The sequence below is a fragment of the Arthrobacter sp. GW460-12-1-14-TSB2 genome (assembly GCF_059423525.1).
Genome location: NZ_JBWKYC010000005.1, coordinates 168,586 through 194,331, shown reverse-complemented (window position 1 = coordinate 194,331; position 25,746 = coordinate 168,586). Strand labels below are relative to the sequence as shown.

Below are 25,746 nucleotides of genomic sequence, written 5' to 3'. Positions count from 1 at the left end.
CCCCCCCCCCCCCCCCCCCCCCGCCGGTGTGCTTCAGAGCGCTCCGCCCGCCGCTTCCGGCGTTCCGGCGTCATGGCCTGCGCCGCCATGGCCGCCGCCGTGCCCGTGGTGGCCGCCGCCCCCGCCGCCGTGCCCGCCGCCGGCGTCCCCTACCCGCTCACGGGCCAGGAACATCTCGACGTCGAACATGTTGTCCGCCCGGCGAGCGACGTTCAGGAGCGTGGACATGGATGCGACCTCTTCCACCTGTTCCTTGAGGAACCAGAGCATGAACTGTTCGCCCAGGGGGTCGTTTTCCGCCCGGGCCGCGGCAAAGAGTTCCTTGATGCGGTCCGTGACTTCAATTTCCTGGGCCAGGGCAAGGACCAGGGGTTCTTCCGCCGAGGTGAAATCGTTCCGGACCGGCTCAACGCCCGGAATCGAGATCCTGATGCCGCGGTCCAGAATGTACCGGACCATCATCATCGCGTGGTTCCGTTCCTCGAGCGACTGCCGGTAGAAGTGCTTCGCAAGCCTGGGCAAGTCCTGCCCGTCAAACCACGCGGCGATCGCGATGTACTGCTGGGATGCCGCGAACTCGTTGCCCACCTGTTTGGCGAGCAGGTCATTGAATGTTGTGGTGCTCATGGGGCTCTCCTGGAATCGGGTTTCAGGGCTGAGGACCTGCGGCACGGAGGCTCTGCTCGGCCCGGGGTTGCCGGAGGGCCTTCTTTGAGCTTGCTCCGCTGCGGCGGCGGCGGTCAAGGCCCCGCTCTCCGGCGGGCTCCCCGGCGGAGCCCCTGGCCGACTCTCTGGCGGACCGTCAGCGGGCACGGCATAATGTGGTTCCACAGGTCTCACTGCCGCTCGAAGGAGCCATCGATGACGCCTGCCGGCCCGCATGATTGGGACGCTGCTCTCGATCATGCGTTCGCGTCCGGCCAGGAAGCGGCCCTCGCCGAGGCCTACCGGCGCCTGAGTCCGCTGGTGTACACCCTGGCGCTGAGGTCGCTGGGGGAACGCTCAGCGGCCGACGACGTCACGCAGGAAGTCTTTATCCGCGCCTGGAAATCACGCGCCAGTTACCGGCCGGAAGCCGCCCGCCTGCCTGCCTGGCTGGTGGGGATCACCCGCAACGCGATTTCCGACGCATTGTCCGCGCGGATGCGCCGGCAGGAGCTGGAACACGCCGCAGTGCAGTTCGTGGGTGACGACCGGGTCGCCATGCCGCCGGCAGCCGACGTGGAAGCCGTGGCCGACCGCATAACCTTGGAGGAAGAGCTGGACCGGTTGGGCGATCCACAGAAGGCGATCATGAAGCTGGCGTTCTACGAGGACCTCACGCACGACCAGATTTCGTCGCGCCTTCAACTGCCCCTCGGTACGGTCAAGAGCCACATCCGGCGCAGCCTCTCCCGGATGCGCACCCGCCTGGAGGTGGGCCATGAAGCATCTTGACGACGAGCAGCTGAGCCTGATGGCCCTGGGCGAACCCGCCCTGACCCCCGCAGAGGCGGACCACCTCGCGTTCTGCAGTGAATGTTCCGGCACCCTCGCGGCCCTGGAACGCACCGTGCGCGCCGCCACGGTGGATCCCGCCCGGGTGGAACTGGCCACGCCCGGCCCGCGCAACTGGGCAGCCATCCATCAGGCACTGGGCCTCTCCCCCGATCAGGCGGAGGACCCGTTGAGCCGGCAGGCCGCCGCGGGCAGCACGACGACGACGGCGGGCTCCGCGACACCGGTCACCCCTCCGACGCCGCTCCGTCCCCGGACCGAGGGCACGGCGGCAAGCTCCGTAGGAGAGGCTGGTTCCGCTGGATCCGGTTCCCCTCGGACCGGCGCGGGTGCCCGGCGCTGGGTGGCGATGGCAGCCGCTGCAGGGATCGTAGTGGGCGCTGCCGCAGTGTGGGCCGGCTACAACGTCCTCGGTCAGGGCCCGCAAGCGGGTCCCTCACCCTCGCCCACCGCTCCCCAGCCCGTGGTCATCGCCCAGGCCCCGCTGCAGCCGCTGGCGTCCTACACGTCCACCGGCAAGGCCCTGGTGGAGGAGCTTCCGGACGGCACGCGACAGCTGGTGGTCCAGCTCTCCGACGGCCAGATCAGCGGGTTCCGGGAGGTCTGGGTGATTTCGCCGGACCTGTCCAAGCTCGTCAGCCTTGGCGTGCTGGACGGTGAGCCCGGCGTTTTCGCCCTCCCCGCCGGACTCGACCTCGCGGAATATCCCATCGTGGATGTGTCCAACGAGCCGTTCGACGGCAACCCGGCGCATTCTTCGGACAGCATCGCCCGTGGTGAACTGGCCGCGGAAAACTGAGCCGCACGCCGTCGTGCCTTACACCCGTTTTCCCGTGCAATGAAGGGCCGCTCGGCCCGGAAGTGGAACGGCCGGGACTGCTACGTTTGCTGTGCCGAGCGACGAAACACCGCCTGCAACCGGCAAGACCGGAAGGGATCAAACATGCTCTCAGACACTGCATCTCCCGTCATCAAGGCAACGCTGCCCGTAGTTGGCGAGCACATCGAGGAGATTGCCAAGCGGTTCTACAAGCACATGTTCGAGGCGCGTCCGGACCTCCAGGACGGCCTTTTCAACCGGGGGAACCAGGCGGACGGCCGGCAGCAGCAGGCGTTGGCGGGGTCCATTGCCGCGTTCGCCGGGTTCCTGGTGGACAAACCCGATCAGCTACCGGACCATCTGCTGTCCCGGATCGCCCACAAGCACGTCTCGCTGGGCCTGGCCCCGGACCAGTACCAGGTGGTCCACGACCATCTGATGTGGTCCATCGTGGACGTGCTCGGAGATGCCGTGACTCCCGACGTGGCCGCCGCCTGGGATGAGGTCTACTGGCTCATGGCCAACATGCTCATCAACAAGGAACGCGGCCTCTACAACGCCGTGCACCTCTCGCCCGAGACGATCTGGCGGACCTGGCGCGTAGCCCGGCGGATCCAGGAAACCGACGACGTGGTCACGTTCATCGTGGAACGGACCGACGAGCGGGACGTCAAGCCTTCCCTGCCGGGGCAGTACGTCACCATCAAGATGCTGATGCACGACGGCGTGCACCAGCCGAGGCAGTACAGCCTCACGAAGGCCGACGACGGCCACCACCGGCAGTTCGCGGTGAAGCGCGTCCATGGATTGCCGACACCCGACGGCGAGATGTCCAACCTGCTCCACAACGAGATCCACGAGGGTGACGAGGTGGTCCTCTCGGCACCGTTCGGTGACGTGGTCCTGGAATACACCGACCGACCGGTGGTCCTGGCCAGCGCGGGCATCGGCATCACCCCGATGGCCGGCATGCTGTCCCATCTGGTGAAGTCCGGCTCCCAGCGCCAGGTCGTGCTCCTTCACGCGGATGACACGCCGTCGTCGTTCCCGCTGCGGGCCCAGGTCACCGAGGACCTGGCGAAGCTAACGGACGGGTCGTTGAACACCTGGCTCCTCGAGCCGGGTGATTCATCCGCCGCGTCCGGAACCGAAAGTGCGTCGGCGTTCAAGGGGTTCATGGATGTCAACGCGGTGGAACTGCCGGACGACGCCGAATATTACCTCTGCGGCCCCCTGCCCTTCCTGAAGTCCGTCCGGAGTGCGCTGGTTGCCCGGGGTGTCCCGGCCAAGGACATCCAGTACGAAGTCTTCGGTCCGGACCTCTGGCTGGCCGACTTCCAATAGCCTGGAGGACGGCTCAGCGGCGGGAGCGCCGCCTGGCAAGGACCAGCGCGGCGCCGCCGAGGAGCAGTACGCCCGCCCCGATGCCGGCCGCAGTGAGCAGGCCGTCGGCGCCGGTGGCCGGCAGCTGACCCGAAACGCCCGCCGGGGTGATCGCGGCGGGAACAATCACGGGCGCCGGGTCAACCACGAAGGTGAGGTTCACCGGCGCCGAGGACACGCCGTCGACCGTCTGGCTGACCGCGAGCGTGTGGGCTCCGGCCCCGAGCCCCGCCGGAACCAGCGAGCTCCACGTGCCATCCGCAGCGGTCTGCACTGCTGCGGCGCCGTCCACTGTGACGGTCACCGCCGCGCCCTTGAGCGCTGAACCGGTGATCCGCTGGGGAACCGCGTCGTGGGCGAAATGCTGGCCGTTCTGGACGTTCGCAACCGCGGGCGACGGCGGCACTACCGTGAACGTCCGGCTTGCCGCCGGGCTGTCGGCGGCTCCCCCTGCGGTCTGCACTGCCGTGACGGTGAATGTACCGAACCGTGCGGGACCGGCCAGGGGAACGGTCCAGGTGCCGTCGGGCCCCACCACCGCCTGCCCGGTGGCGTCACCGGAGAGCTCCACCCTGGCACCGGGGGTTCCGGTTCCTGCAATGCGCTCGATTGCCGTGAGTGCTGCGGCCTCTCCCGGCGTCGAAATGACGGGTGCCGGCAGCTCCGCCGGCAGCACCGTGACGTCGAACGAGCTGGCGCCGGAATGGCTGAAGCCGTTGACGGTTTCCGCTGTGAATCGCAGCCGGCCCGCCGGGGAGGGAGCGGTGAACTGCCACTGCCCCGAGGCGTCCACGGGGACGTCCATCGGCGCCTCGCCGGGCACGGTGATGCGCACCTTAGAACCGGCGGCTACCGCGGAGGCCGGGGCCGCAGGGACCTGCCCGGTGATGGGCTGGCCGAGCGCCACACCGGCGCCGTCAGCCGGACTCGTGAGGGAGGGTTTGTTGAGGAACAGCTGGAGCTGGACGCCGGGAAGCCGGGTCATGGCGTCCTCCAGGGTGGTGGCCACGGCGAAGTTGTTGATCGGCTGGCCGGCAACCACCTGGTCCCCCGCGGAGTGCGTGCCGACGGCGAAGTTGCCGCTGATCCAAGGTCCGCCGGAGTCGCCGCCGCTGGACTGCACGGAGGTGGACAGGAAACCGCGGAAGGCCCGGAGGTCGGCCGGGTCCGTGGTGAACCCGCCCACGACGTAGATGCCCACCTCGTCCACGGTGCCGCAGGACCAGCCGGCCGTACGGCCGGAGCGGCAGACTGCCTGCCCCGGCGACGGCGAGGCGGTTCCGATGATCTTCACGGCCGTGGATCCGGGATCCGTGGGTGCGTCCCAGCGGCTGGCTGCTGGCTGGACCTCGACGCCCGGCCGGATGCCCTCAATGACCGCGATGTCCGTGCCGACGTTTCCGGGGTTGGCTTCGTCTCCGGTGATCCAGGAGTTGCCCGGCCCGCCGAACTGGCTGAAGCCGAGGGCACCCAGCAGTGTGTTTGCCGGTGATGCCGGACGCTCCAGGTTTGCCGTGGAAAGGGTGCCGTCTTCGGTGCAGTGGCCTGCTGTGAGGACCAGCGGCTCACCCTCCGGGCTGTATGCGCCATAGCCGGCGGAGCAGATGATGCCGTTGTTGAGGACGTAGCCCTGCCCGCCGAAGAGGTCCTCCTCGGGGGCTAGCGGTGCGCCTTGCTCGAGCCGGACGTTGGTGTAGCGCGCCACGAATTCCGACGGCGAGGGCGAACTCGCTGGGGTTCCGGGAGCCATGGGGTTCGCCGGGGTGCCATCGGCTTCCGGCTGGTTGGTGCCGCCAGTGCGGATCACAAAGCTGCCGTTGGCGTAGGCCACCGCCTGAAGGCCTTCGGCACCCACCTCGCGGACGTAGTCCTTGAACAGCTGGTCGGTGCTGGCCGCGACACGTTCCGGGGCGGCCGGCTCAGGCTGCGCAGCGGCGACAGGCGGCGCAGCGGCGACAGGCGGCGCAGCGGCGACAGTCTGCGCAGCGGCGACAGGCGGCGCGGATGCCGCAGTCGTCATGGCAGCCACCAGCACAAAATCGCCAGGTCCGGCCGCATTCAGTTCAGCCACCCGGGCTTCAAGCTCGGGACCGCCCCCTTCGACCACAATCCGGCCGTTTTTCAAGCTGATTCCCACATAGCCGGGCAACGCCCGCAGGGAGGCAACGGCGTCGGCCGCGCGTTTGCCCTGGTCACCGGCCGCGTTGAACTGTTCCAGCGTCATGCCCAGGTCGCGGAGAACGGCCTCCGTCAGGCCTGCGTCGCTGATTGCGGGTGCGGAACCGCCCGCGGCGGGCGCCGACGTCGAAACCGGAGCCGATGCCGAAGGATCGGGGACCGGAGGACCGGACTCGGCGACGGCGGGAACCGCGAGGAAGGTGGCGCCGAACGCCAGGGAGGCCGTTGCGGCCAGTGCCAGGGCGCGGTTGAACGGATGCCGGCCGGAATGAAGCGTCAAGGTGTCCCCCATAGTGTGTTCACGTCGTCACCCTGCTTGCCAGCCGCGACTGGATGGCAGCCAACTCGGCCGGGGTGATCCCGTGCCGCAACAGGTAGTTTCGGGTGTCCAGCCCCCGGACGAATTTCAGGGCTCCGCCGCCGCGTTTCTCCAGTAGTGGCACCAAAGCGTCCTCATCCAGGTAGCGCTCATGTTTGTGGGGCGGACCGACTGTCCGGTGGCGTTCGTTGATGCCCCGCATGGCAGCCTGGTAGCCGGCCACGATCTCGTGGTCTCCGGCACCGGTGAGATCCTGGAGCATGGCGGCGATCATTCCGCTGCGGTCCCGCCCGGCCGAGCAGTGGATCACTACGCCGGCGGGGGCCGCGGCTATCGACCTAAAGACGGCCGCAAGTTTGTCCGGGAACAGCCGGGCGTTGGCCGCGTAGCAGGCCGGATCGTTCAAGTAGGGGAAGCATAGTTCTTTGAACTCCGGGTGGTGCGGGTCCTCGGTGGGGGCGTGCACCACGTCGAACGCCGCCAGCACCTCCGCGCTCACCTCGGGGTCGGTGTCCCTCAGCCCTTGTTCCGACGGGTTCCGGAGGTCGATCACGGTGCGGACGCCGTCGTCGTACGCCTGTTTCCAGCCCGACTCGGTGACCCATTCCCGGCGCCCCATGCGGAAGACGCTGCCCGAAATGCGCCAGGCGTTCACGGCTCCGTCCCAGTGCACGGGCTGTCCAGGCTGTTCCATCCAGACAGCTAACCACAGACCCCCGACATCCGGCACGCGTAACGGCTGAAGTTTAGAGTGGCGTCCGGCCAATAAACGGGTACTCCGGCCCGTGTCCGGCGGGCAGGCGTCAGCGTACCGTTGGGCGTACTTGCGGCCTGGCCGCGGCCCGTGGCTCCGCAGCCCCGGTGCACAGTTCAGAACAAAGGGGAAACTGATGAGTGACCGGAAATTACGACGGCGGCGCGCGGCATTCGCGGCCGGCTTGGCAACACTGGCGCTGGCTCTGGGGCTGGCGGTGCCGGCTGAAGCCGCCCGCCCGACTGCCTACGTTGCATTGGGCGATTCATACGCCGCCGGGGTGGGAGGGGGCTCGTATCAGGACCTGGATTGCTACCGCAGCGAGAACGGTTACCCAGCCGAAGCAGACGAGAGCAAGTCCGTCCTTCTGGCCGCCAATGCGGCCTGTAGCGGCGCGACCATAGCGGATGTCACTACAAAACAGTTGAAGAGACTGAACACTGGCATCACTCTCGTGACCATCACTGCAGGTGGAAACGACATCAATTCAACGGCAGTCCTCTTCACCTGCGTGCCTGACCCAGCATCCATTCAATGTGCTGAGGCCTTTGGATCGGCCATCGCCATGATCGGCCAAGTCGAAGGCCGCGTGGTTGACATGGTGGAGGCCGTGCGTGCTCAAGCCCCCGAAGCGAAAATAGTCCTCACGGGCTATCCGTATTTGTTCGACCCCAGGAACGGCACGACGCCGCAGGAGGTTGTTTTTATGACGACCGTCAATACTGCAATCGCTGAGCTTAACGGAGCCATAGCCAGGGCGGCAGACACGTCTGAAGCAGAATTTGTCGACGTAACAGATGAATTCGCCGACCACGCCGCAAACTCCCTTGTTCCGTGGATCAACGGCCCCGGAGCGGGTCCAATAGAAGCCTTCCACCCCAACGCGACCGGTTATCACAATTACAACTTGGCCCTGGCCGAAGCTGGAGCCTACTCCACGCCAACCCCCTAGCGCTGCTTGGCCAGCCTGAACTCCAGGCTGGCCCGGACCATGGGCCACTCATGCTCCAGGATCGAGAACACCACGGTGTCCCGGAGCTGCCCGTCAGCGGTCCGGGTGTGGCTGCGCAGCACGCCGTCCTGTTTAGCTCCAAGCCGCGCAATCGCTTCGCGGGACTGGTGGTTCAGCCAGTGCGTCCGGAACTCGACGGCGGGGCAACCCAGCGTTTCAAAGGCGTGCCGCAGGAGCAGCAGCTTGGAGTCCGGGTTGGTCCCTGTGCCGTGCGAAGAAGCCGCGTTCCAGGTGGAGCCGATCTCCACGCGGGGAGTGGCGGCGTCGATGTTCATGTACGTGGTCATCCCGATCACGCGGCCGGGACCGCCGGTGGCCGGGTCAAAAAGGCGCGCGGTGAACGGGAGCATGGAGCCCAGCTCCTGGAGTCCGAGCCGGCGGTCGATCTCTGCAGCCATGCCCTCCGGGGTGGGCACGCTCGTATACCAGAGCTTCCAGAGCTCACCGTCCCGGGCAGCCTCCACCAGGCCGTCGTGATGCGCGTGGCTCAACGGCTCGAGGACGACGTGTTGACCGGTCAGCGTGATGGGTTCAATGGAAGTCACCGCACCATCCTAGGGCGCAGCGGCTAGGCTGTCGGCATGATCACAGTAGCGGGAACCGTCAGCTCTCCCCTCCGGGCAGAGGAAGCCTTCACCTACCTGTCAGCGTTCGAGAACACCGCCGAATGGGATCCCGGGACCCCGGTGGTCAAGAAGCTCTCCGAGGGTCCCGTCGCCGTGGGCCACCGGTACCACGCCGAAGCCGAATTCCGGGGCAAACGGCAGACGCTCATCTACGAGGTGGTGGAGCTGACCCGGAACCACATCAAGCTGCGGGGCGAAAACAAGACCGTCATTTCCGAGGACTCCATCGACGTCACACCCGACGGGACCGGCTGCACGGTGAAGTACACGGCGGAGTTCCAGCTCAAGGGTGCCCTGAGGATCATCGAACCGTTCATGAAGCCGGCATTCATGTCACTGCGGGATCCCGCCTTGGACGGCCTGAAGTCCGCGCTCGACGCGCGGGCGGGGCACTAGGCAGCCGGGCGCTCAGCCGCCCACGCCAGGCGGGAACGCCGCCGTCGGACGCTAGGCCGGCCAGTCGAAGAAGCCCTTGCCGGTCTTCCGTCCCAGTTCGCCGCGGGCCACTTTGTCGCGCAGGATCTGCGGCGGAGCAAAGCGCTCCCCCAGGGTCGACTGCAGGTATTCCGCGATGCCCAGCCGGACGTCCAGGCCCACGATGTCCGTGGTCCGCAGCGGTCCGGTGGGGTGCTTGTAGCCCAGCACCATGGCGTTGTCGATGTCTTCGGCGGACGCGACGCCTTCCTCCACCATGCGCATCGCTTCCAAGGCAATGGCCACGCCCAGGCGTGACGAGGCAAAACCGGGAGCATCATTGACGACGACGGCGGTCTTGCCGAGCGCCTCGACCCACCTTTTCGCTGCGGTAGCCAGCTCCGGTGACGTCCGCTCGCCAAGCACCACTTCGATCAGCGTGGACGCCGGAACCGGGTTGAAGAAATGCAGGCCCAGGAAGTTCCCCGGACGCTTAAGCTCTTGGGCCAGTCCGTTTACGGACAGCGAGGACGTGTTGGAGGCGAGGTAGGCGTCTGCGGCTAGGCGCTCCTCGATTCCGCGCAGCGACGCCACCTTCAGGTCCCAGTCCTCCGGAACGGCTTCCACCACCAGTTGGCGGTCCTTGAAGTCGTCGTAGTCAACAGTGACGGAGAGCCTGGAGACCATCTCGTCAAGGTTGCCGTCCGTGGCGCCGCGCTCGATGCTCTTGGCCGCGGCGGACTCCACGCGTTCCCGGGCGGCTTCGGCCGAGGCTTCGTCCCGTTCCACCACCAGGACGTTGGCACCGTTGATCAGGAAGGCGTGGGCGATGCCCGCCCCCATCCGGCCGCCGCCGAGGACGCCCACAGTTGCGGGAAGGCCCGCCGGAAGTACGGAATTGCCCATGGTTACTTCGTCCCGTCTGATTGGTCTGAATTCTTGGCTGTTTTCTTATCCAGGAAAGCCTGCATCCGGTCGAACTTCGCCTGGGATTCGAAAAGGATCCCCTGTGCCAGCTGGTCGATCAGCGGGTGCGCCTCGGCCGGTGCGTGGAACACGGATTTGGTGATCCGCACGGCCAGAGGATCCTGTCGCGCAATACGGTCGGCGAGGCTGTGGGCGCCGTCCATCAGCACCGGTGCCTCGTGGATCTCGGTGATGAGGTTGACGGCGAGGGCCTGCTCAGCACGCAGCACCAGGCCGGCCAGCAGGATCTGCTTGGCAACGGGTTCGCCCACCAGTTCCTTCAGCCGCCAGCTTGCGCCGGCCGCGGCGAGGATGCCCAGGCCGGTCTCCGGATTGCCGATGCGCACGCTGGGCGTGCCGATCCGGAAGTCCGCGGCGTAGGCGAGCTCCGCGCCGCCGCCCAGGCAGTAGCCGTCCAGGGCCGCAATGACGGGCATGGGCAGCTTGGCGATCCGGACGAAGATCGTGGAGTTGATGCCTTGGAGGGCGTCGTCCCGGCGCCGTTCACGCAGCTGGGCGATGTCCGCACCCGAGGCGAACACACCGTCTGTGCCGGCGATGATGAGCACCTTGGGGTTCTGCTCAAGCGCGGCGCAGACGGCGTGGAGTTCGTCCACCATCTGCTGGTCGATGGCGTTCCGGACCTCGGGGCGGTTGAGGAGCACCACCACGCGGTCGTCACGCTCCTCGACGAGGAGGGTTTTGAAGTCAGTGGTGCTCAAGTCAGTGGTGCTCAAGTGTCCGTTCGCGCTTTCCGGGGCCGCCATTACACGCGCTCCAGCAGCATCGCGGTGCCCTGGCCGACGCCGATGCACATGGTGGCGAGGCCCATCTTGGCGTCCTCGCGTTCCATCCGGCCCAGCAGGGTGATGGCGATCCGTGAGCCGCTGGAACCGAGCGGATGCCCCAGACTGATGGCGCCGCCGTCGCGGTTCACGATCTCCGGGTCCAGACCGAGCCGGCGCATGCTGGCCAGCGACTGGGTGGCAAAGGCTTCGTTGAGTTCGACGGCGCCGAGGTCGCCCACGCTGTAGCCGCTCCGGCCCAGCACCTTCTGGGTGGCGGGGACGGGGCCGATGCCCATGATCTCTGGTTCGCAGCCGGCGGAGGCGCCGTCCACGATGCGGGCCCGCGGGGTGAGGCCGAGCTTCTGGATGGCCGCTTCGGACGCGACGATGATGGCGGAGGCGCCGTCGTTCAGCGTGGAGGAGTTGCCTGCGGTGACGATCGAGCCGCCCTTGACCACGGGGCGGAGCCCGGCGAGGACGTCCATGGTGGTGCCGGCACGGGGGCCTTCATCGGTGTCCACCACCGTTTCGCCCTTGCGGGTCTTGACCGTCACGGGGACGATTTCGTCCTTGAACCGGCCGGCGGCGATGGCCGCGAGCGAGCGTTCGTGCGAGCGGACGGCGAAGGCGTCGGCGTCTTCGCGGGAGATGCCGTCAACGCGGCCCACTTCCTCGGCCGTTTCGGGCATGGAGTAGGTCATTTTGCCGTCGCGGGACAGCTCGCCCTTCTGGAACAGCGGGTTGGCGAAGCGCCAGCCGATGGAGGTGTCGAAGATGGCGCCGGGCTTGGCGAAGGCCGTCTGCGGCTTTTCCTGCACCCAGGGCGCCCGGCTCATCGACTCCACGCCGCCGGCGATCACGATGTCCGCAGCGCCGGACTTGATCATCTGGCTGGCCATGATGATGGCGCTCAGGCCGGAGGCGCACAACCGGTTAACGGTGATGCCGGGGATGTGGAGGGGCAGGCCCGCGAGCAGGGTGGCCATGCGGGCCACGTTGCGGTTTTCCTCTCCGGCGCCGTTGGCGTTGCCGAGGATTACCTCGTCGATCGAATCGGGGTCAAGGCCTGCGCGGGTGACGGCTTCGCGGACCACGAGGGCGGCAAGGTCGTCCGGGCGCACGGCGGAAAGCGCGCCTCCGTAGCGGCCCACCGGTGTCCGGGCACCGCCCACCAGAAATGCCTGCGGTCCTGCTACTGATGAGGCCATGGAAACACCCTTCACGCGATTAACGGCAATGTCATCTGCGGCGGCCAGAGCACGGGGCTCAATTTACCGACCGTTCGTTCTATAAAGATTACACTGCGGCCGCAAGGGGTCAACCGGATTACGCAGCAACCCGCCCCCGCCCCTCCGGAGGCTAGAGAACGGTGACGCCGAGATGCGCTGCCAGGAGCGGGGCCAGCAGGCTCAGCTGGTAGTCGTCGATCACCACGCCGGCCAGGCTCTCGAGTCCATTGATGGTCCGGAAGTCGGTGCCGCGCAGGTCGAAGTCCTTGAGCTTCGCGCCGGCAAGGTCAAGGGTGCCGATAGTGCAGTTCTTCAGCGCCACCCTGGTACCCGTCACGGAGCCCAGGTCCAGCTCGTTGATGATGCAGTCGCTGATCTGCACGTCGGTCAGCCTGGAGCCGCGGAGGTTGACGTAGTCCAGTTTTCCGCCGTCGATCCGTACCGAGGTCCAGCCACTCTCGTACAGCTCCGCGGAACCCCACCGGGGATTGCCGATCTCCACATCACGCAGCGTGGCCCGCGCGGCGGTAAACACCGGGGCGTAGACGTCGGCAAGGATGCAGTCCCGGAACGTCGCTCCGCGCATCTGCGTCTCGTTGAATGAGGCCCCTTCGAATTCACACTCGGCGAAGTCCGTGCCGCTCAGTTCAAGGCCGTCGGCGTCGGCTCGGCTGAACCTGAGGCCGTCATACCGCTCACCCCGCTGGAAGTCCGGGGCGGGTTCATCCCTGAGCTCCTCGAGCCTCACCGGTGAGAGCCGGGGCGCTGTCACCTTGGGCGCTTTTCCTGCGGCCTGCCTGCCCGCCATCAGAGGGACTCGGCCTTGGCCGCAATGTCGGCAAGGTCCTTGGCGAGCGCCTTCCGGGTGATGCTCATGCCGATCTTGCCGAAGAGGGCCATCATGACCTTGCTCAGGACGGTGGGTTTGACCACCTGGGCGCCAAAGGTCAGCGTAAGGTCCGTCCCGCCGTCGCGCTCGGCAAGAATAAACCGCGTGGTGTAATCCGCGCCGCCCTGGAGCGCCTTGACGGTAGTGGTGCCGGCCCTGGCGGACGACGGTGGTTCGGCCTGGGACACCCACATTTCCACAGTCTCGGCCCGGCCCATCATGGTGCGGGTTTCCTTCCACCGTGTGCCTTCGCCGTACCCTCCCTCGCTGAGCATCTGGACAGAGTCGACTCCTGAGAGGGTGGCAGCGGAGCCCGGGATGTCCGAGATCACGGCCCACACTTTGTCCGGGCGGGCATTGACGTGACGCGTGAGGGTGGTCTTGTGGTCCATGCCTTCGAGCCTATCCGGCATCGCCGACAACCGTCACGGGCGACGCCGACCGGACCGTCCCACGTGGTGGATTCACTCTTGAATTAGTAAGCATGCTTTGTGTTATGGTGAAACCGCTTAGTTTTTTAACCGGCAACGAGAGGTGGAATACACCATGGGTATCGGCGACAAAATTCAGAACGAAGCAGAGCACCTCGGCGGCAAGGCCAAGGAAGCGGCCGGCAACGCCACGGACAATGACCGTCTGCGCGCAGAGGGTCAGAAGGACCAGGTTGTTGCTGACGCCAAGAAAGTTGGCGAAAACGTGAAGGACGAGTTCAAAAGAGACTAGAGCATCCCAGGCGGTGGCTTCGGCCGCTGCCGCGGGCAACGCGGCGGGCATTCCTTTGGGGGATGCCCGCCGTTTTTGTGAGATTCTCGGGTGGATAGCAACCGCCAACGGAAGGTCCGCCCCATGACGATTATCGACCTCCGCGGGCCCGGCACTCCAGAGGGCTCCCGCAACCTCCGCGGATACCTGGCGGAACCCGCAGGAACGGGCCCGTTTCCCGCCGTCGTGATGATCCATGAAGCGTTCGGCCTCAACGATATTGCACGACGCCAAGCGGACCGGCTGGCAGCCGCCGGGTACCTGACCCTGGCGGTGGACCTCTTCAGCGACGGCGGAGCGCGGCGCTGCCTGGTCTCCACCATGCGCTCGCTCCTGTCCGGATCGGGCAAAGCCTTCGCGGACCTGGCCGCAGCGCGGGACTGGCTGGAAGAGTCGGGGCGCACCAACGGCAAGATCGGGGTCATCGGCTTCTGCATGGGCGGCGGCTTCGCACTGCTGATCGCCAAGGACGGTTTCGACGCCGCGGCCGTCAATTACGGCAGGCTGCCCAAGAACCCGGAAGAAGCGCTGCTCGGCGCCTGCCCCGTGGTGGGCAATTTCGGCAAGGCGGACCGCTCCCTGCCCGGCGCAGCGGCGAAATTGGAAACCGCGCTGGACAAGCTGGGCATCGAGCACGACATCAAGGAATTCGACGGCGCCGGGCACGCGTTCATGAACGACGCCGAGGAAGGCCCCCGCCTGCTGCGGCCGCTGTTCCGGGTCATGGGCGTCAAGCCGGACCCGGAAGCTGCGGTGGAAGCCTGGCAGCGGATCGAAGACCACTTCGCCCGGCACCTGAGGGACTAGGACCTGAAGGACTGACCCCCGGGCGCGAACGGACACTTGAGGCCCCTGCGCAGGGGCCTCAAGTGTCCGTTCGCGCTTCTCACAAGGGCCTCAAGTGTCCGTTCGCGCTCACACCCGGGAACGACGACGGCGGCGGCCACCGTGGAAGGTGACCGCCGCCGTCGTCGTACTGCCTTGGTGACAAGCGTTAGCTGAAGAGCTCGCTCTTCGGTTCGTTGTTCCTGACCTTCTGCCAGCCGAGCCACAGCACCAGGGCGAAGAACGGGATGGTGGCCAGGGTCCAGAGGCCGAGGTGGAAGACCTCGCCGGTCTTGCTGGTCATGGTGTCGAAGCCGATCAGCACCGTGATGGCCAGCAGGGCAACCAGGCCGGCCCAGCTGCTCCAGGTTCCGCCCGGCGCAGGCAGCGAGGAGACCTTGCCCTTCTTCTTGCGCAGCGCGATCTGGCTGGCGAAGATGGCACCCCAGGTGAAAATCACGCCGATCGACGCCGAGTTGAGCGCCAGGTCGAAGGCGTGCGAGCCGCCCAGCCAGATGTTGAGCAGAATGCCCACGAGGTACACCGCACCGATGGCCAGGATGGCGGCGTACGGCACGTGGCTCTTGGACATCCGGGTCAGCCACTCCGGGGCGTGGCCGTTGTTGGCCATGGTGCGGAAGATCCGGCCGATCGAGTACAGGCCCGAGTTGCAGGAGGACAGGGCGGCGGTGATGACGATCATGTTCATGACGTCGCCCATCCAGCCGAGACCCATCTGGCCGAACACGGTGACGAACGGCGAGGTGCCGGCCACGTACTGGTCAGACGGCAGCAGCATGGCCAGGAGGGTCACGGAACCGACGTAGAAGACGACGATGCGGAACACGACGGCGCGGATCGCCTTGGGGACTTCCTTGGCAGGGTCCTGCATTTCGCCGGCCGTGATGCCGACGAGTTCAATGCCGTTGTAGGCGAAGATCACGGCGTTCAGGACCAGGATCATGACGAGCGCGCCCTTGGGGAACATTCCGCCTTCGGCCGCGAAGAGGTTGTTGACCGATGCGTGGCCGTCGCCCACCTGGGCGTTGGTGACCACCATGAAGGTGCCCACGGCCAGGAAGATGAGGATGGCGCCCACCTTGAGGCAGGATGCCCAGAATTCGAATTCGCCGAACGCCTTGACGCTCAGGAGGTTGACGCCCACCAGCAGCAGCAGCGCTGCGATGGCGGACAGTTCAACGGGCACGTTGGGGAAGAAGAACTGGAAATACAGTCCGATCGCGATGAGCTCGGCGATGCCGGTCATGGCCCAGTTGATGAAATACATCCAGCCGGACAGGTATGCGCCCTTTTTGCCGAACATTTCGCCGGCGTAGCTGACGAAGGAACCCGATGTCTGGCGGTACATGATGAGCTCGCCGAGCGCGCGCATCAGCAGGTACGCGATGACACCCGCGATGGCGTAGGAGAAGATCAGCGCGGGGCCGGTGGAGGCCAGCCGTCCGCCGGCGCCCATGAAGAGGCCGACACCGATGGCGCCGCCCATGGCGATCATGGTGACCTGGCGGCCGCTCAGGGACTTCTTGTAGCCCTCGGCGCTGAGGGTGGAGTCGACGACGGTGGATTGCACCGTCGGGCTCTCGAGTTCTGTGGGGGTACTTTGTGGCACAACAGTTCCTTGTGGGTCGGGGGATGGCCGGCTCAGGAACGCGGAGTTTTCGTACAGATAATTCGGGTTTATCCCCCGTTTGGGGCAATTATCTGGACAAAACCCACAAGGCGTCGAAGTTCGCGCGGCCTCCCCAGTTTACAAGGCCCGCAGAACCATCAGTGACGCAGACAACAGCTGGAAGGAGTTATGCCGAACTAATTCACCTACCTGACGGATGTTCGCAGAATAATATTCTGGTGATTGTCGATTTGGACGTCATAGCTGGTCAGAGGTTCGGCGCCGGTGGTGGAGCAGCCGGTGTCCAGCTCAAAGGCATTCTGGTGCAGCGGGCAGATCACCACACTCTGGTCGATGGTGCCGTCCGCGATCGGACCGCCCTTGTGCGGGCAGACGGCTGACAGCGCCCGCAGGCTGCCGTCGCGGAGCCGGAACACCGCCACCTGTTCGCCGTCGACGCCGAACGCCCGGCCCTCCCCGAACGGCACCTGCTCGACGGGGCCGAGGTTGAATCCCGCGCTCATCGGACCGGGACCTGGGGCAGCACCGTGAGCGGCAGCGAGGTGCGGAACTGTCCGGGCGTGAGCGGATCGTCGCGTTCGGTCCATGGATCCACGTAGCTGTCCACGGAGGCCTGCATGGCGGCGTCCAGCCCGGCTGCAAGGCCCTCGGCATCGTCCACCACCACTGCCCGGATGTGGTCGATGCCCACCCGCGGCACGAACGCGTAAGTGCGCTCCAGCCAGTTGGCGTTCTCCCGGTAGTACTGCATGAACCGGCCGGTCAGCACCTTGACCTCCTCAGGGTCGTCAACGGTGGCCAGCAAGTCGCCCTTGCGGATGTGGGCGCCGGCCGCTCCCCCGACATAGATTTCCCAGCGGCCGCCTTCCACGGCAACCACACCGACGTCCTTGACCAGCGACTCGGCGCAGTTCCGCGGGCAGCCGGACACCGCCAGCTTAAGTTTGGCCGGCGCCTCGATTCCCTGGAACCGTGACTCGATGTCGATGCCGAGCCTGGTGGAATCGCCGGTTCCGTAGCGGCAGAAGTCCTTGCCCACGCATGTCTTGACCGTGCGGAAGCTCTTCCCGTAGGCGTAGCCGGACGGCATGTCCAGGTCCGCCCAGACCTGCGGCAGGTCCTCCTTGGGCACCCCCAGCAGGTCGATGCGCTGCCCGCCGGTCAGTTTGATCAGCGGGATGTTGTGCTTTTCGGCGACGTCGGCAATCCGGCGCAGCTGCTGCACGGAGGTCACGCCGCCCTTCATCTGCGGCACCACGGAGAACGTGCCGTCACGCTGGATGTTGGCGTGGACGCGGTCGTTGATGAACCGCGCGTCCCGCTCGTCGATGTACTGGTCCCCGAGCATCATCTTCATCAGCGATGCCAGGCCCATCTTGGATTTCGCATCCTCCGCGCTGCCCGGCGCCAGCGCAGCGAACACAGAAGACACAGAGCGGAGCCCCTGCTTGCGGATGGCCGCCATCAGCGAGGGCTTGTCCAACGGGATGCCCGGGACGTAGTAGCTGGCGGCCGGGTCCTCCGCCACGTCGCCGTCGGCCGCCCATTCCACCACCTGCTTCACCAGCAGCTTGCAGGAACCGCAGCCCTTGCCGGCCCTGGTGGCGTCCATGGCTCCGGCCACGGTGTTGCACCCGCCTTTGACCACATCCACCAGGGATTTCTTGCTGACGCCGTTGCAGTTGCAGACCTGCGCGTCGTCGCCGAGCTCGGCCACGCCCTGTTCCTCCCCGGGGCCGCCCAAATCGAACATCAGCGAGATCCGCTCCTCCGGCAGCGGCAGCCCCTTGTCGAAGGCCTGGGTCAGGTAGGCCACCTTGCGGCTGTCACCGAGGAGCGTGGCGCCCACCATCTTGTTGTCCCGGATGACGATGGACTTGAACACCCCGCGGCTGGGCTCGGAGAACACGATGTGCTCGTCCGTCTCCCGTTCGGGGCCCTGCAGGCCCATGGAGGCGACTTCGACGCCGGCAACCTTGAGTTTGGTGGCGATCCGGGAGCCGAGGTAGGCCGCGGCGGAGTCCGCGCCCGTGACGTGGTTGGCGAGCACCACGGCCTGCTCCCACAGCGGCGCCACCAGCCCGTAGACCTCCCCTCGGTGCTGGACGCATTCGCCCACGGCGTAGATGTCGTCCTCGTCCACCACGCGCAGCTGGTCATCCACCACAATGGCGCGTTCAACATGCAGTCCGCTCAGGACGGCGATATCCACGTTGGGGCGGATGCCGGCGGCCACCACCACCATGTCGCAGTCGATGTCCGGCCGGTCCCGCAGCCGGACGCCGGTGACCTTATCCGTGCCCAGGACCGCTGTGGTGCGGCTCCCGGTGTGCACCCGGATGCCCAGGGCCTCGACGCTCCGGCGGAGGATCGCTCCGCCGTCGGGCCCCATCTGGGCGTTCATGAGGTGCCCACCGGAGTGCACGACGTCGACGTCGATGCCGTGGCTTTGGAGCCCGCGCGCGGCTTCGAGCCCCAACAGTCCGCCGCCGATGACCACGGCCCTGCGGCGCCTGTCCGAGGGATGGTCTTCGACCTGCGCGTGCTTCACCATGTTGCGGGTGTCATCGATGGTGCGGAACGTGAAGACGCCGGGCTTGATGGAACCGCTGGGGGTGTAGAGGCCGTCCATCGGCGGCATGAACGACTGGCTGCCGGTGGCGATGATCAGCACGTCATAGGGAACCACGTGGCCGTTGTTGGCGAAGACGTACTTGGTGAACCGGTCGATCCGTTCCACCCGGACCCCGGCGTGCAGCGTGATGTTGTTGTCCTGGTACCAGTGCAGGGAGTTCAGGAAGATGTCCGCGTCGCTTTCCTCGCCGGAGAGGACGTGGCTGAGCATGATCCGGTTGTAGTTGCCGTAGGGCTCGTCGCCGAACATGGTGATGGTGAACTGCTCGGCCCCGCCGCGCGCCAGGATCTCCTCCACAGCCCTGGCACCGGCCATGCCGTTGCCGATCACCACCAGCCGACGGCGGGCGTCCGGTGTTCCCGGCGGCCGCTTGCCTTTCACCGCGGGAACGGGCCCGGGCATCCTGTGCTGTCCTTTGTGCTGGGACTTGGGCTGCGTCTTGTCGGTGACGGCGGTCATCAGTGTTCCACCATGCCCAGGTCGATCACGACGAAGCCCGCCACGCCCTCGGCCGCCAGCAGGAACACCTCAATCACCGAGCCGCCCTCAATGTCCTCCACCACGCGGAGCGGCACATGGACGTCGCTCTTGGCGCCGATGGGGAAATACCGCATGGGCACGCCGTCCCGCATCAGGACCACGGTGATCAGCTCGGAACTGGAGTTCCCGCCCCGGAAGTAGAGGGTCTGGTTGATGATTCCGTCCGGAACAAAGTGGGCAAGCTCCCGGTGGATGGGAGCGGGCTTGTCGAGGCCCGCTCCTTCAAAGGGGAAAACGCCCTGCAGGAAAAGGTTCTTGGTGATCACGGGAGGGATCCTTTCGGCCGGCTGGGTAGGCCCGGCGGCTGAGCGCGCGGGTGCTACTTGAGCGTGGGAATCACTGACTCCCTTCCATCCTGCTCCGCAGTTGTTTCGGCCCGGCGCGTGCGGAGTAACGATCCTTTAACGCAAACCTCACCGTTTTCCGGGCTGCTGCCGCGCCCCGCCGCTGGACGGGAAGCTACACCAGCGCGCCGTCCAGCATGGAGTACCGCAGCCAACTCCCGCCGGCGCCCTCCCGTGCGGCGCATTTGTTGAACCACTCCCCCAGGGCACGGTCGTGGCTCACCATGATCAGCGTTCCGCCGAATTCCGAAAGGGCCGCTTCCAGCTGCTCCACCAGCACCGGGGCCAGGTGGTTGGTGGGTTCGTCCACCAGCATGGTTCCGAAGCCGCCCAGCAGCAGCCGGGCCAGGGCAAGCCTGCGCTGCTGCCCCGCGGAAAGGCTGCCCACGGGCACGTGGAATTCGGTGGTCCGGAAGAGGCCCAGCCGCAGCAAAGCCTCCGCATGTTCGTCGATGTTCCCGCCCAGGCCGGACACGAATGCCGGAAGAAGGCGCTGCCCCGGGCGGCGCGGCGGCTCCAGTTCCTGTTGCAGATAGCCGATCCGGCCGTGCCGCACCACCGTGCCCGCGTCCGGTTCCAGTGTTCCGGCGAGGACGGACAGCAGCGTGGATTTGCCGGCGCCGTTGGGGCCCGTGATCAGGATCTTCCGGCCGGCCTCCACCCGGAAATCAGTCCGTTCAAGCCGGCCGTGAACTTCCACGCCGCGGGCTTCCAGGGCGGGGGTTTCGCTTGCACCGGAGCCTTCCACACCGGAGCCGCCGGTCGCACCGGGGCCTTCCGCAGCGGGACCGGCGTTCGCGCCGGATCCGTCCTGCAGGTCCACCGCCAGCTTCAGGGGTACGGGCGGGCGGTCCACCGGGTTGGCCTCGAGCCGGCGGAGCCGCTCCTGGGCGTTGCGGACCTTGCTGCTCGCCGCCTGCTGCCAGGTGCCGGCCTTGAAGTCGAAGCCCATCTTGTCGCCGTCGCGCCGGCGGGCGTAGCCCATTTTCCCGGCCACGGTGTCCGCCTGGAGGCGCTCGGCAGCCATCGCATCGAGCCAGCCCCGGTACTGCTGCACCCAGCGTTCACGCTCGGCTGCCTTCTCCCTCAGGTACCCTTCGTAACCGTTCCCGTAGCGGTTGACGGCGCACCGTTCGGCGTCCACTTCGATCACGGAAACGGCCACCTTGCGCAGCAGCGCCCGGTCATGGGAAACCACGACGACGGTACCCCGGTGAGCGGCCAGCCGCGCCTCGAGCCAGGCCGTACCGCTCGTGTCCAAATGGTTGGTGGGCTCGTCCAACAGGAGGATGTCCGCGGGATCAGCAAGCACACAGGCAAGCGCCACCCGGTGCTGCTCCCCGCCGGAGAGCGAACCCAGCGTCCGCTGCCGGTCCAGTCCACCCAGGCCCAGGCGGTCCAGTGCCGCTTCCACCCGCGATTCCGCGGCGTAGCCTTCGCGGAGCTGGTATTCGGTCTGCAGGTTGCCGTAGCGCTCCAGCTGTTCCTCGTCCGCATCGGCCAGTCCGGATTCCAGGCTGTCCAGCTCGGCCTCGACGGCGCGGAGTGACGCCAGTGCCTCGTCGATGGCGTCTCCTACCGTGAACGACGCCGGCAGGCCGGTGGTCTGGGCAAGGTAGCCGATGCGGCCGTGGCTTTGGGCGGTGCCCTCGTTCGGCGGCTCGAGCCCGGCCAGGATCCGCAGCAGGGTTGATTTGCCGGCTCCGTTTTCGCCGACGACGGCCACGTGCTCACCGGCGCCAATCGTGAGGTCCACGGCGGTGAAGAGCCGGCGGTCACCATAGCCATGGGTGACGCCGGTCAGGGAAAGATGTTCAGTCAAGGGAATGTCCTAGCGGGTCCGCAGTGTACGGCTGTCGCCGATATTAGTGCCGGGAATTGTGTGCGGGAATGCAGCGGATCGAAGGGCTGCGCTTAGGACTTCATCGGTCCAGACTGCCGGGCGGAGGCATCACAGTCAAGCAGTGACACCACTATGACACCATAAATCACCAAAGGGTATTGACATGACACCATAGTGACGCCATGATGGTGTCATGCAATTGACTCAGTACGTCGCCGCCGTCCAGTCCCAGCTGGACGTTGCCGCGGAAGCCGGCGGGCCGGACGCCCGCGCACTCAGCGAGCGCCTCACGGCCACCCTGGAATCAACGGTCAGGCTTGTCCTGCTGGAAGCACTCTCCGACGCTGCCAGCGAGATCACCCTCGAGCTGGCCCCGGCCTCGGTGGAGGTCCGGCTGCGGGGCCGCGATCCCGAGTTCGTGGTGACCAACCCGCCCGCCGCCAACGACTTCGAGACGGTGGTTGAGCGGCCAAGCCAGCAAGGCCGGCAACCCACGGAGGATTTCGACGGCGCCAGCACCTCCCGTACGACGCTCCGACTTCCGGATCACCTCAAGCAGCAGGTGGAAGAGGCAGCCGGCCTCGAAGGCCTGTCCGTGAACTCCTGGTTGATCAGGGCTGTCGCGGACACTCTCGCCGGCCAATCAACACAACGCACCGTTCGCCGGGATCCCGGCGGGCAGAACTTCACAGGATGGGCACGCTAATGAAGACGTTCGAGACCCCGCAGCCAATCGCCGTCGTGGTTGATGTTTCCGTCCGGGCCGATATCTGGATCGTGGCCGGCAACCGCGCGGACACCGTGGTCAACGTCCAGCCGCGCAGTGCAACCCGCGCCCTGGACGTCAAAGTGGCCGAGCAGACCACAGTGGATTATTCGGAGGGTCGCCTCCAGGTCCGGTTGCGGCCCCTGCGCCGGTACACCTGGTTCAGTGACGGCGGCGCAGTGGACATCACTGTTGAAGTCCCCATCGGCTGCAGCCTCGAGCTGAAGTCCGGCATGGGTGACCTCCATTGCGAGGGCGAATTCAGCTCCGCCGAGCTCTCTACCGACATGGGCCACGTCCGGATGGACCACTGCACGGATCTGCGCGTCCACACCGGCATGGGCGACGTGACCGTGGAACGCGTCGCGGGCCGGGCCGAAATCAAGACCGGATCAGGCAAAATCCGCATCCGGGAAATCGACGGAACGGCCAGCGTCAAGAACGGCAACGGCAGCACGCACATCGTTGACGCGGCCGGTGAGCTCCGCGTCAGTGCCGCCAACGGTGACGTAGCCATTGAACGGGCGGGTGCAGCCACAACCATCAAGGCCTCCAACGGAGACATCAGCGTCGGCGAGGTGGCCCGCGGGACCCTCACCCTCCAGTCCGCCGCGGGCTCACTGGCCATCGGAGTCCGCGAAGGCAGCGCGGCGTGGCTGGACCTCAGCACCAAATACGGGCGCGTCCGCAACGGACTCGACGCCGCCGCCGGGCCGGGCGATACGGACGCGAAGGTGGAGATCCGGGCCCGCAGTGCCTATGGCGACATCACCGTCCGGCGCTCCCCCGTTCCCACCGTGTAAGTACCTGACAGGCAGAAACCCAGCGAAGGAGGAACCATGGCAAGCACCACCCCTGCGGCCGTTGCAGTGGCCGGGCTGCGCAAGGCATATGGCAGCAAGGAAGTCCTTAACGGCGTTGACCTCACCGTTCCGGCGGGAACCGTCTTCGCCCTCCTCGGCCCGAACGGCGCCGGCAAGACCACCATCGTCCACATCCTGGCCACGTTGATCCGCGCTGACGGCGGGGAGGTCGCGGTGGGAGGTTTCGACGTCGGGCGCCAGGCCGACGAGGTGCGCGGGAAGATCGGGCTGACTGGGCAGTTCTCGGCCGTGGACGGCCTGCTCACGGGCGAGGAAAACCTGGCCCTGATGGGCAGGCTCCGGCACCTCCAGCCGGCCGAGCTCAAGCGCCGCACGGCAGAGCTTCTGGAAACGTTCGACCTTGTTGCGGCAGCCAAGCAGCCCCTTGCCACGTACTCGGGCGGCATGCGGCGGCGGCTGGATTTGGCCATGACCCTCATGGGCGATCCCGAGATCATCTTCCTGGACGAACCGACCACGGGCCTGGATCCCCGGAGCCGCCGCACCATGTGGGAGATCATCCAGGGACTCGTGGCCCGCGGCGTCACCATCTTCCTGACCACCCAGTACTTGGACGAAGCAGACCAGCTTGCCGACACCATCGCGGTACTGGACCAGGGCCGGATCGTGGCCCAGGGCACCCCCGCCGAGCTGAAGCGGCTCGTCCCGGGCGGGCACATCCGCCTCACGTTCGGTGACCTGGCCGCTTTGGAGCGGGCCGCCGTCGTGCTCGATCCAAGCAACCGCGACGACGACGCCCTCACCCTGGACGTCGCCGGCGACGACGGCGTCAGGTCCCTGAAGGACGTGCTGGACCGCCTTGAGCGCGCCGCCGTGGATGTGGCCGACCTGTCAGTCCACACGCCCAACCTGGACGACGTCTTCCTCGCCCTCACCAGCCAGAAGGAGAACGCACGATGAGCACCCTCAGCTATGCAGCCAGTGACGCGGCAACCATGCTGCGCCGGAACCTCAAACACGTGCTCCGCTACCCCTCGATCCCGCTGTTCGTCGCGGGAACCCCGATCATATTCCTGTTGCTCTTCGTGTACGTTCTCGGCGGGACGCTGGGCTCGGGACTGGGCGGCGGCAGGGATGACTACCTTGCGTACATTGTGCCGGGGGTGCTGATGCTCACCCTCACCGGGGGTGCGACGGGAACCGCCATCTCGGTGTCCACGGACATGACCGAAGGCATCGTGGCCCGTTTCCGCACCATGGCAATCTCCAGGGGCGCCGTGCTCACCGGCCATGTCCTGGGCAGCCTCATCCAAACCATGGCCGCCATGCTGCTGGTGGCGGCCGTGGCGGTGCTGATCGGCTTCCGGCCCACAGGTTCCCCGGCAGGCTGGCTCGGGGCCCTGGGCGTGCTGACGCTCATCGCATTCTCCGTGACCTGGTTGTCCGTGGCCATGGGCATCAACGCCAAGAGCGTCGAAACAGCAAGCAACCAGCCCATGATTTTCCTGCTGCTGCCGTTTCTGGGCAGCGGCTTCGTGCCGACGGAGTCCATGCCCGACGCGTTGCGCTGGTTCGCCGACGTGCAGCCGTTCACGCCGTTCATCGAAGCCGTCCGCGGACTTCTGATGGGCACACCCGTGGAGGCCGGCACCATGCTTGCCGCGCTTGCCTGGTGCGCAGTGTTCAGCGTGGGCGGGTACGTGTGGGCGCTATGGCTTTACAACCGCAAGTCCGTCCGGGCCTAACCGGCCACGTGCGTGCCTGCGGCGCACCGCCGCAGGCACGCGCCGCCGTCGTACGCCTCAGGCGGCGAGTGCCACTGCCTTCCGGCGGCGGGCCTTCGCCAGCCGGGTGCCGATCAGCCCCTGGCGCGGGCTGAACAGGTAGACGACGGCGAAGATGGCACCCTGGGTGAGCACCACCATGGCACCGGACGCGGTGTCCAGGTAGTAGCTGAGGTAGATGCCGGCGATCGAGCACACGGCGGAGACCACCGGAGCGATCACCAGCATGCGGGAGAACCGGTCCGTCAGCAGGTACGCCGTGGCCCCTGGGATGATCAGCATGGCCACCACCAGCACCACCCCGACCGTCTGCAGCGCCACCACGGAGGTCAGCGCGAGGAGCCCCAGCAGCAGCGCGCCCAGCCGTTTCGGCGACAGCCCGATGGCGTGGGCGTGCGTGGGATCGAAGGCGTACAGCGTAAGGTCGCGGCGCTTGAGGATCAGGATGGCGAACGCCACCACACCCAGCACCAGGACCTGGATGAGGTCCGGGATGCTGACGCCGAGCAGGTTGCCGAAGATGATGTGGTTCAGGTCGGTCTGGCTGGGCGTGACGGAGATGAGCACCAGGCCCAGGGCGAACAGCGAGGTGAACACGATGCCGATCGCCGCGTCCTCCTTCACCCGGCTTGTGTTCCGGACCACCCCGATCAGGGTGACGGCGATCAGCGCGAACACCAGCGCCCCCAGGGCAAACGGCGCGCCCACGATGTAGGCCAGCACGACGCCGGGCAGCACGGCGTGGGACACGGCGTCGCCCATGAGCGACCAGCCGATCAGCACCAGCCAGCAGCTCAGCACGGCGCAGACAATGGCGGCGAGCGCGGTGGTGATGATGGCGCGCACCATGAAGTCGTAGCTCAAAGGTTCCAACAGGATGTCGAAGAGGTCCATGGC

At 66.8% G+C, this 25,746-nt stretch carries 26 protein-coding genes; 11 read left to right on the top strand and 15 right to left on the bottom strand.

Annotation, left to right across the window (positions count from 1 at the left end):
* Positions 1-33: 33 nt before the first annotated feature.
* A complete protein-coding gene (locus AC07YR_RS09670) occupies positions 34-627 on the bottom strand; it encodes a ferritin (RefSeq protein WP_494733834.1) in 594 nt (197 codons plus the stop codon).
* A gap of 234 nt (positions 628-861) precedes the next feature.
* On the opposite strand from AC07YR_RS09670, the gene AC07YR_RS09665 reads away from it, so the two are divergent.
* The 3 genes from AC07YR_RS09665 (at position 862) to AC07YR_RS09655 (ending at position 3,661) form a co-directional block, all read left to right on the top strand.
* Positions 862-1,437, top strand: a complete 576-nt coding sequence (locus AC07YR_RS09665) for an RNA polymerase sigma factor (RefSeq protein ID WP_494733833.1) — start codon at positions 862-864, stop codon at positions 1,435-1,437.
* On the top strand, positions 1,424-2,296 hold the full coding sequence (locus AC07YR_RS09660; RefSeq protein WP_494733832.1) for an anti-sigma factor: 873 nt from the start codon (positions 1,424-1,426) through the stop codon (positions 2,294-2,296). The genes AC07YR_RS09665 and AC07YR_RS09660 overlap by 14 nt, the downstream gene beginning before the upstream one ends.
* Before the next feature lie 144 nt (positions 2,297-2,440).
* Positions 2,441-3,661 carry a globin domain-containing protein gene (locus AC07YR_RS09655; RefSeq protein WP_494733831.1) on the top strand — a complete coding sequence of 407 codons (1,221 nt, stop codon included), beginning with the start codon at positions 2,441-2,443 and terminating at the stop codon, positions 3,659-3,661.
* A 13-nt stretch (positions 3,662-3,674) separates the two neighbouring features.
* Here AC07YR_RS09655 and AC07YR_RS09650 read toward each other — a convergent pair whose 3' ends face one another.
* Both AC07YR_RS09650 and AC07YR_RS09645 read right to left on the bottom strand, forming a co-directional pair.
* Entirely contained in the window at positions 3,675-6,158 is a 2,484-nt protein-coding gene (locus AC07YR_RS09650) for a trypsin-like serine protease (RefSeq protein WP_494733830.1), read from the bottom strand.
* A 19-nt stretch (positions 6,159-6,177) separates the two neighbouring features.
* Positions 6,178-6,891: a tyrosine-protein phosphatase gene (locus AC07YR_RS09645; protein WP_436058467.1), complete on the bottom strand. Its 714-nt coding sequence runs from the start codon at positions 6,889-6,891 to the stop codon at positions 6,178-6,180.
* Positions 6,892-7,087: 196 nt separating this feature from the next.
* Between AC07YR_RS09645 and AC07YR_RS09640 the strand changes: the two genes are divergently transcribed.
* Entirely contained in the window at positions 7,088-7,903 is an 816-nt protein-coding gene (locus AC07YR_RS09640; RefSeq protein ID WP_494733829.1) for an SGNH/GDSL hydrolase family protein, read from the top strand.
* Here the strand turns inward: AC07YR_RS09640 and AC07YR_RS09635 are convergent.
* A complete protein-coding gene (locus AC07YR_RS09635; protein ID WP_494733828.1) occupies positions 7,900-8,508 on the bottom strand; it encodes a GNAT family N-acetyltransferase in 609 nt (202 codons plus the stop codon). The genes AC07YR_RS09640 and AC07YR_RS09635 overlap by 4 nt on opposite strands.
* 36 nt (positions 8,509-8,544) lie before the next feature.
* Here AC07YR_RS09635 and AC07YR_RS09630 point away from each other — a divergent pair, with 36 nt between their 5' ends.
* On the top strand, positions 8,545-8,985 hold the full coding sequence (locus tag AC07YR_RS09630) for an SRPBCC family protein (protein ID WP_494733827.1): 441 nt from the start codon (positions 8,545-8,547) through the stop codon (positions 8,983-8,985).
* A 51-nt stretch (positions 8,986-9,036) separates the two neighbouring features.
* On the opposite strand, the gene AC07YR_RS09625 is transcribed toward AC07YR_RS09630, so the two are convergent.
* The 5 genes from AC07YR_RS09625 to AC07YR_RS09605 form a co-directional block, all read right to left on the bottom strand.
* A complete protein-coding gene (locus AC07YR_RS09625; RefSeq protein WP_055804692.1) occupies positions 9,037-9,909 on the bottom strand; it encodes a 3-hydroxyacyl-CoA dehydrogenase family protein in 873 nt (290 codons plus the stop codon).
* A gap of 2 nt (positions 9,910-9,911) precedes the next feature.
* On the bottom strand, positions 9,912-10,736 hold the full coding sequence (locus AC07YR_RS09620; protein ID WP_494733826.1) for an enoyl-CoA hydratase/isomerase family protein: 825 nt from the start codon (positions 10,734-10,736) through the stop codon (positions 9,912-9,914).
* Positions 10,736-11,965: a thiolase family protein gene (locus tag AC07YR_RS09615; RefSeq protein ID WP_494733825.1), complete on the bottom strand. Its 1,230-nt coding sequence runs from the start codon at positions 11,963-11,965 to the stop codon at positions 10,736-10,738. The genes AC07YR_RS09620 and AC07YR_RS09615 overlap by 1 nt, the downstream gene beginning before the upstream one ends.
* Positions 11,966-12,116: 151 nt before the next feature.
* Positions 12,117-12,794 (bottom strand): pentapeptide repeat-containing protein, encoded by a 678-nt coding sequence (locus AC07YR_RS09610; RefSeq protein ID WP_494733824.1) that lies wholly within the window; start codon positions 12,792-12,794, stop codon positions 12,117-12,119.
* A complete protein-coding gene (locus AC07YR_RS09605) occupies positions 12,794-13,267 on the bottom strand; it encodes an SRPBCC family protein (RefSeq protein ID WP_055804701.1) in 474 nt (157 codons plus the stop codon). The genes AC07YR_RS09610 and AC07YR_RS09605 overlap by 1 nt, the downstream gene beginning before the upstream one ends.
* A 154-nt stretch (positions 13,268-13,421) precedes the next feature.
* Here AC07YR_RS09605 and AC07YR_RS09600 point away from each other — a divergent pair, with 154 nt between their 5' ends.
* Both AC07YR_RS09600 and AC07YR_RS09595 read left to right on the top strand, forming a co-directional pair.
* Complete coding sequence (locus tag AC07YR_RS09600) at positions 13,422-13,598, top strand: CsbD family protein (RefSeq protein ID WP_011693098.1); 177 nt, start codon at positions 13,422-13,424, stop codon at positions 13,596-13,598.
* Between the two features lie 123 nt (positions 13,599-13,721).
* The gene (locus AC07YR_RS09595) at positions 13,722-14,444 is read left to right on the top strand and encodes a dienelactone hydrolase family protein (RefSeq protein ID WP_494733823.1); all 723 of its coding nucleotides are present in this window, start codon (positions 13,722-13,724) and stop codon (positions 14,442-14,444) included.
* Between the two features lie 187 nt (positions 14,445-14,631).
* Here the strand turns inward: AC07YR_RS09595 and AC07YR_RS09590 are convergent, their stop codons facing one another.
* The 5 genes from AC07YR_RS09590 to AC07YR_RS09570 form a co-directional block, all read right to left on the bottom strand.
* Positions 14,632-16,092, bottom strand: coding sequence for an amino acid permease (locus AC07YR_RS09590; RefSeq protein WP_055804706.1), 1,461 nt, complete (start codon positions 16,090-16,092; stop codon positions 14,632-14,634).
* Between the two features lie 206 nt (positions 16,093-16,298).
* Positions 16,299-16,616 (bottom strand): Rieske (2Fe-2S) protein, encoded by a 318-nt coding sequence (locus AC07YR_RS09585; RefSeq protein ID WP_494733822.1) that lies wholly within the window; start codon positions 16,614-16,616, stop codon positions 16,299-16,301.
* Positions 16,613-19,150: a nitrite reductase large subunit NirB gene (gene nirB / locus AC07YR_RS09580; RefSeq protein WP_494733843.1), complete on the bottom strand. Its 2,538-nt coding sequence runs from the start codon at positions 19,148-19,150 to the stop codon at positions 16,613-16,615. Before nirB ends, AC07YR_RS09585 begins: the two co-directional genes overlap by 4 nt.
* A 56-nt stretch (positions 19,151-19,206) precedes the next feature.
* Entirely contained in the window at positions 19,207-19,554 is a 348-nt protein-coding gene (locus AC07YR_RS09575; protein ID WP_028270009.1) for a hypothetical protein, read from the bottom strand.
* Positions 19,555-19,747: 193 nt separating this feature from the next.
* Entirely contained in the window at positions 19,748-21,454 is a 1,707-nt protein-coding gene (locus AC07YR_RS09570; protein WP_494733821.1) for an ABC-F family ATP-binding cassette domain-containing protein, read from the bottom strand.
* A 214-nt stretch (positions 21,455-21,668) separates the two neighbouring features.
* Between AC07YR_RS09570 and AC07YR_RS09565 the strand changes: the two genes are divergently transcribed.
* The 4 genes from AC07YR_RS09565 to AC07YR_RS09550 are packed head-to-tail and all read left to right on the top strand — an operon-like array spanning position 21,669 to position 24,810.
* Positions 21,669-22,181 carry a histidine kinase gene (locus tag AC07YR_RS09565; RefSeq protein ID WP_494733820.1) on the top strand — a complete coding sequence of 171 codons (513 nt, stop codon included), beginning with the start codon at positions 21,669-21,671 and terminating at the stop codon, positions 22,179-22,181.
* A complete protein-coding gene (locus AC07YR_RS09560; RefSeq protein ID WP_494733819.1) occupies positions 22,181-23,044 on the top strand; it encodes a DUF4097 family beta strand repeat-containing protein in 864 nt (287 codons plus the stop codon). The genes AC07YR_RS09565 and AC07YR_RS09560 overlap by 1 nt, the downstream gene beginning before the upstream one ends.
* Positions 23,045-23,080: 36 nt before the next feature.
* The gene (locus AC07YR_RS09555; protein WP_436058481.1) at positions 23,081-24,025 is read left to right on the top strand and encodes an ATP-binding cassette domain-containing protein; all 945 of its coding nucleotides are present in this window, start codon (positions 23,081-23,083) and stop codon (positions 24,023-24,025) included.
* Complete coding sequence (locus tag AC07YR_RS09550; RefSeq protein WP_494733818.1) at positions 24,022-24,810, top strand: ABC transporter permease; 789 nt, start codon at positions 24,022-24,024, stop codon at positions 24,808-24,810. The genes AC07YR_RS09555 and AC07YR_RS09550 overlap by 4 nt, the downstream gene beginning before the upstream one ends.
* Before the next feature lie 57 nt (positions 24,811-24,867).
* On the opposite strand, the gene AC07YR_RS09545 is transcribed toward AC07YR_RS09550, so the two are convergent.
* The gene (locus AC07YR_RS09545) at positions 24,868-25,743 is read right to left on the bottom strand and encodes a metal ABC transporter permease (RefSeq protein ID WP_055804725.1); all 876 of its coding nucleotides are present in this window, start codon (positions 25,741-25,743) and stop codon (positions 24,868-24,870) included.
* Between the last annotated feature and the right edge of the window lie 3 nt (positions 25,744-25,746).

What these genes read in the sequence shown, in the direction of transcription:
- AC07YR_RS09630 (WP_494733827.1), top strand. Translation starts at nt 8,545, where the DNA reads ATGATCACAGTAGCGGGAACCGTCAGCTCTCCCCTCCGGGCAGAGGAA.
- AC07YR_RS09645 (WP_436058467.1), bottom strand. Translation starts at nt 6,891, where the DNA reads ATGGAACAGCCTGGACAGCCCGTGCACTGGGACGGAGCCGTGAACGCC.
- AC07YR_RS09595 (WP_494733823.1), top strand. Translation starts at nt 13,722, where the DNA reads ATGACGATTATCGACCTCCGCGGGCCCGGCACTCCAGAGGGCTCCCGC.
- AC07YR_RS09665 (WP_494733833.1), top strand. Translation starts at nt 862, where the DNA reads ATGACGCCTGCCGGCCCGCATGATTGGGACGCTGCTCTCGATCATGCG.
- AC07YR_RS09605 (WP_055804701.1), bottom strand. Translation starts at nt 13,267, where the DNA reads ATGGACCACAAGACCACCCTCACGCGTCACGTCAATGCCCGCCCGGAC.
- AC07YR_RS09640 (WP_494733829.1), top strand. Translation starts at nt 7,088, where the DNA reads ATGAGTGACCGGAAATTACGACGGCGGCGCGCGGCATTCGCGGCCGGC.
- AC07YR_RS09555 (WP_436058481.1), top strand. Translation starts at nt 23,081, where the DNA reads ATGGCAAGCACCACCCCTGCGGCCGTTGCAGTGGCCGGGCTGCGCAAG.
- AC07YR_RS09560 (WP_494733819.1), top strand. Translation starts at nt 22,181, where the DNA reads ATGAAGACGTTCGAGACCCCGCAGCCAATCGCCGTCGTGGTTGATGTT.
- AC07YR_RS09550 (WP_494733818.1), top strand. Translation starts at nt 24,022, where the DNA reads ATGAGCACCCTCAGCTATGCAGCCAGTGACGCGGCAACCATGCTGCGC.
- AC07YR_RS09610 (WP_494733824.1), bottom strand. Translation starts at nt 12,794, where the DNA reads ATGGCGGGCAGGCAGGCCGCAGGAAAAGCGCCCAAGGTGACAGCGCCC.
- nirB (WP_494733843.1), bottom strand. Translation starts at nt 19,150, where the DNA reads ATGCCCGGGCCCGTTCCCGCGGTGAAAGGCAAGCGGCCGCCGGGAACA.
- AC07YR_RS09585 (WP_494733822.1), bottom strand. Translation starts at nt 16,616, where the DNA reads ATGAGCGCGGGATTCAACCTCGGCCCCGTCGAGCAGGTGCCGTTCGGG.
- AC07YR_RS09625 (WP_055804692.1), bottom strand. Translation starts at nt 9,909, where the DNA reads ATGGGCAATTCCGTACTTCCGGCGGGCCTTCCCGCAACTGTGGGCGTC.
- AC07YR_RS09615 (WP_494733825.1), bottom strand. Translation starts at nt 11,965, where the DNA reads ATGGCCTCATCAGTAGCAGGACCGCAGGCATTTCTGGTGGGCGGTGCC.
- AC07YR_RS09565 (WP_494733820.1), top strand. Translation starts at nt 21,669, where the DNA reads ATGCAATTGACTCAGTACGTCGCCGCCGTCCAGTCCCAGCTGGACGTT.
- AC07YR_RS09670 (WP_494733834.1), bottom strand. Translation starts at nt 627, where the DNA reads ATGAGCACCACAACATTCAATGACCTGCTCGCCAAACAGGTGGGCAAC.
- AC07YR_RS09620 (WP_494733826.1), bottom strand. Translation starts at nt 10,736, where the DNA reads ATGGCGGCCCCGGAAAGCGCGAACGGACACTTGAGCACCACTGACTTG.
- AC07YR_RS09600 (WP_011693098.1), top strand. Translation starts at nt 13,422, where the DNA reads ATGGGTATCGGCGACAAAATTCAGAACGAAGCAGAGCACCTCGGCGGC.
- AC07YR_RS09655 (WP_494733831.1), top strand. Translation starts at nt 2,441, where the DNA reads ATGCTCTCAGACACTGCATCTCCCGTCATCAAGGCAACGCTGCCCGTA.
- AC07YR_RS09545 (WP_055804725.1), bottom strand. Translation starts at nt 25,743, where the DNA reads ATGGACCTCTTCGACATCCTGTTGGAACCTTTGAGCTACGACTTCATG.
- AC07YR_RS09660 (WP_494733832.1), top strand. Translation starts at nt 1,424, where the DNA reads ATGAAGCATCTTGACGACGAGCAGCTGAGCCTGATGGCCCTGGGCGAA.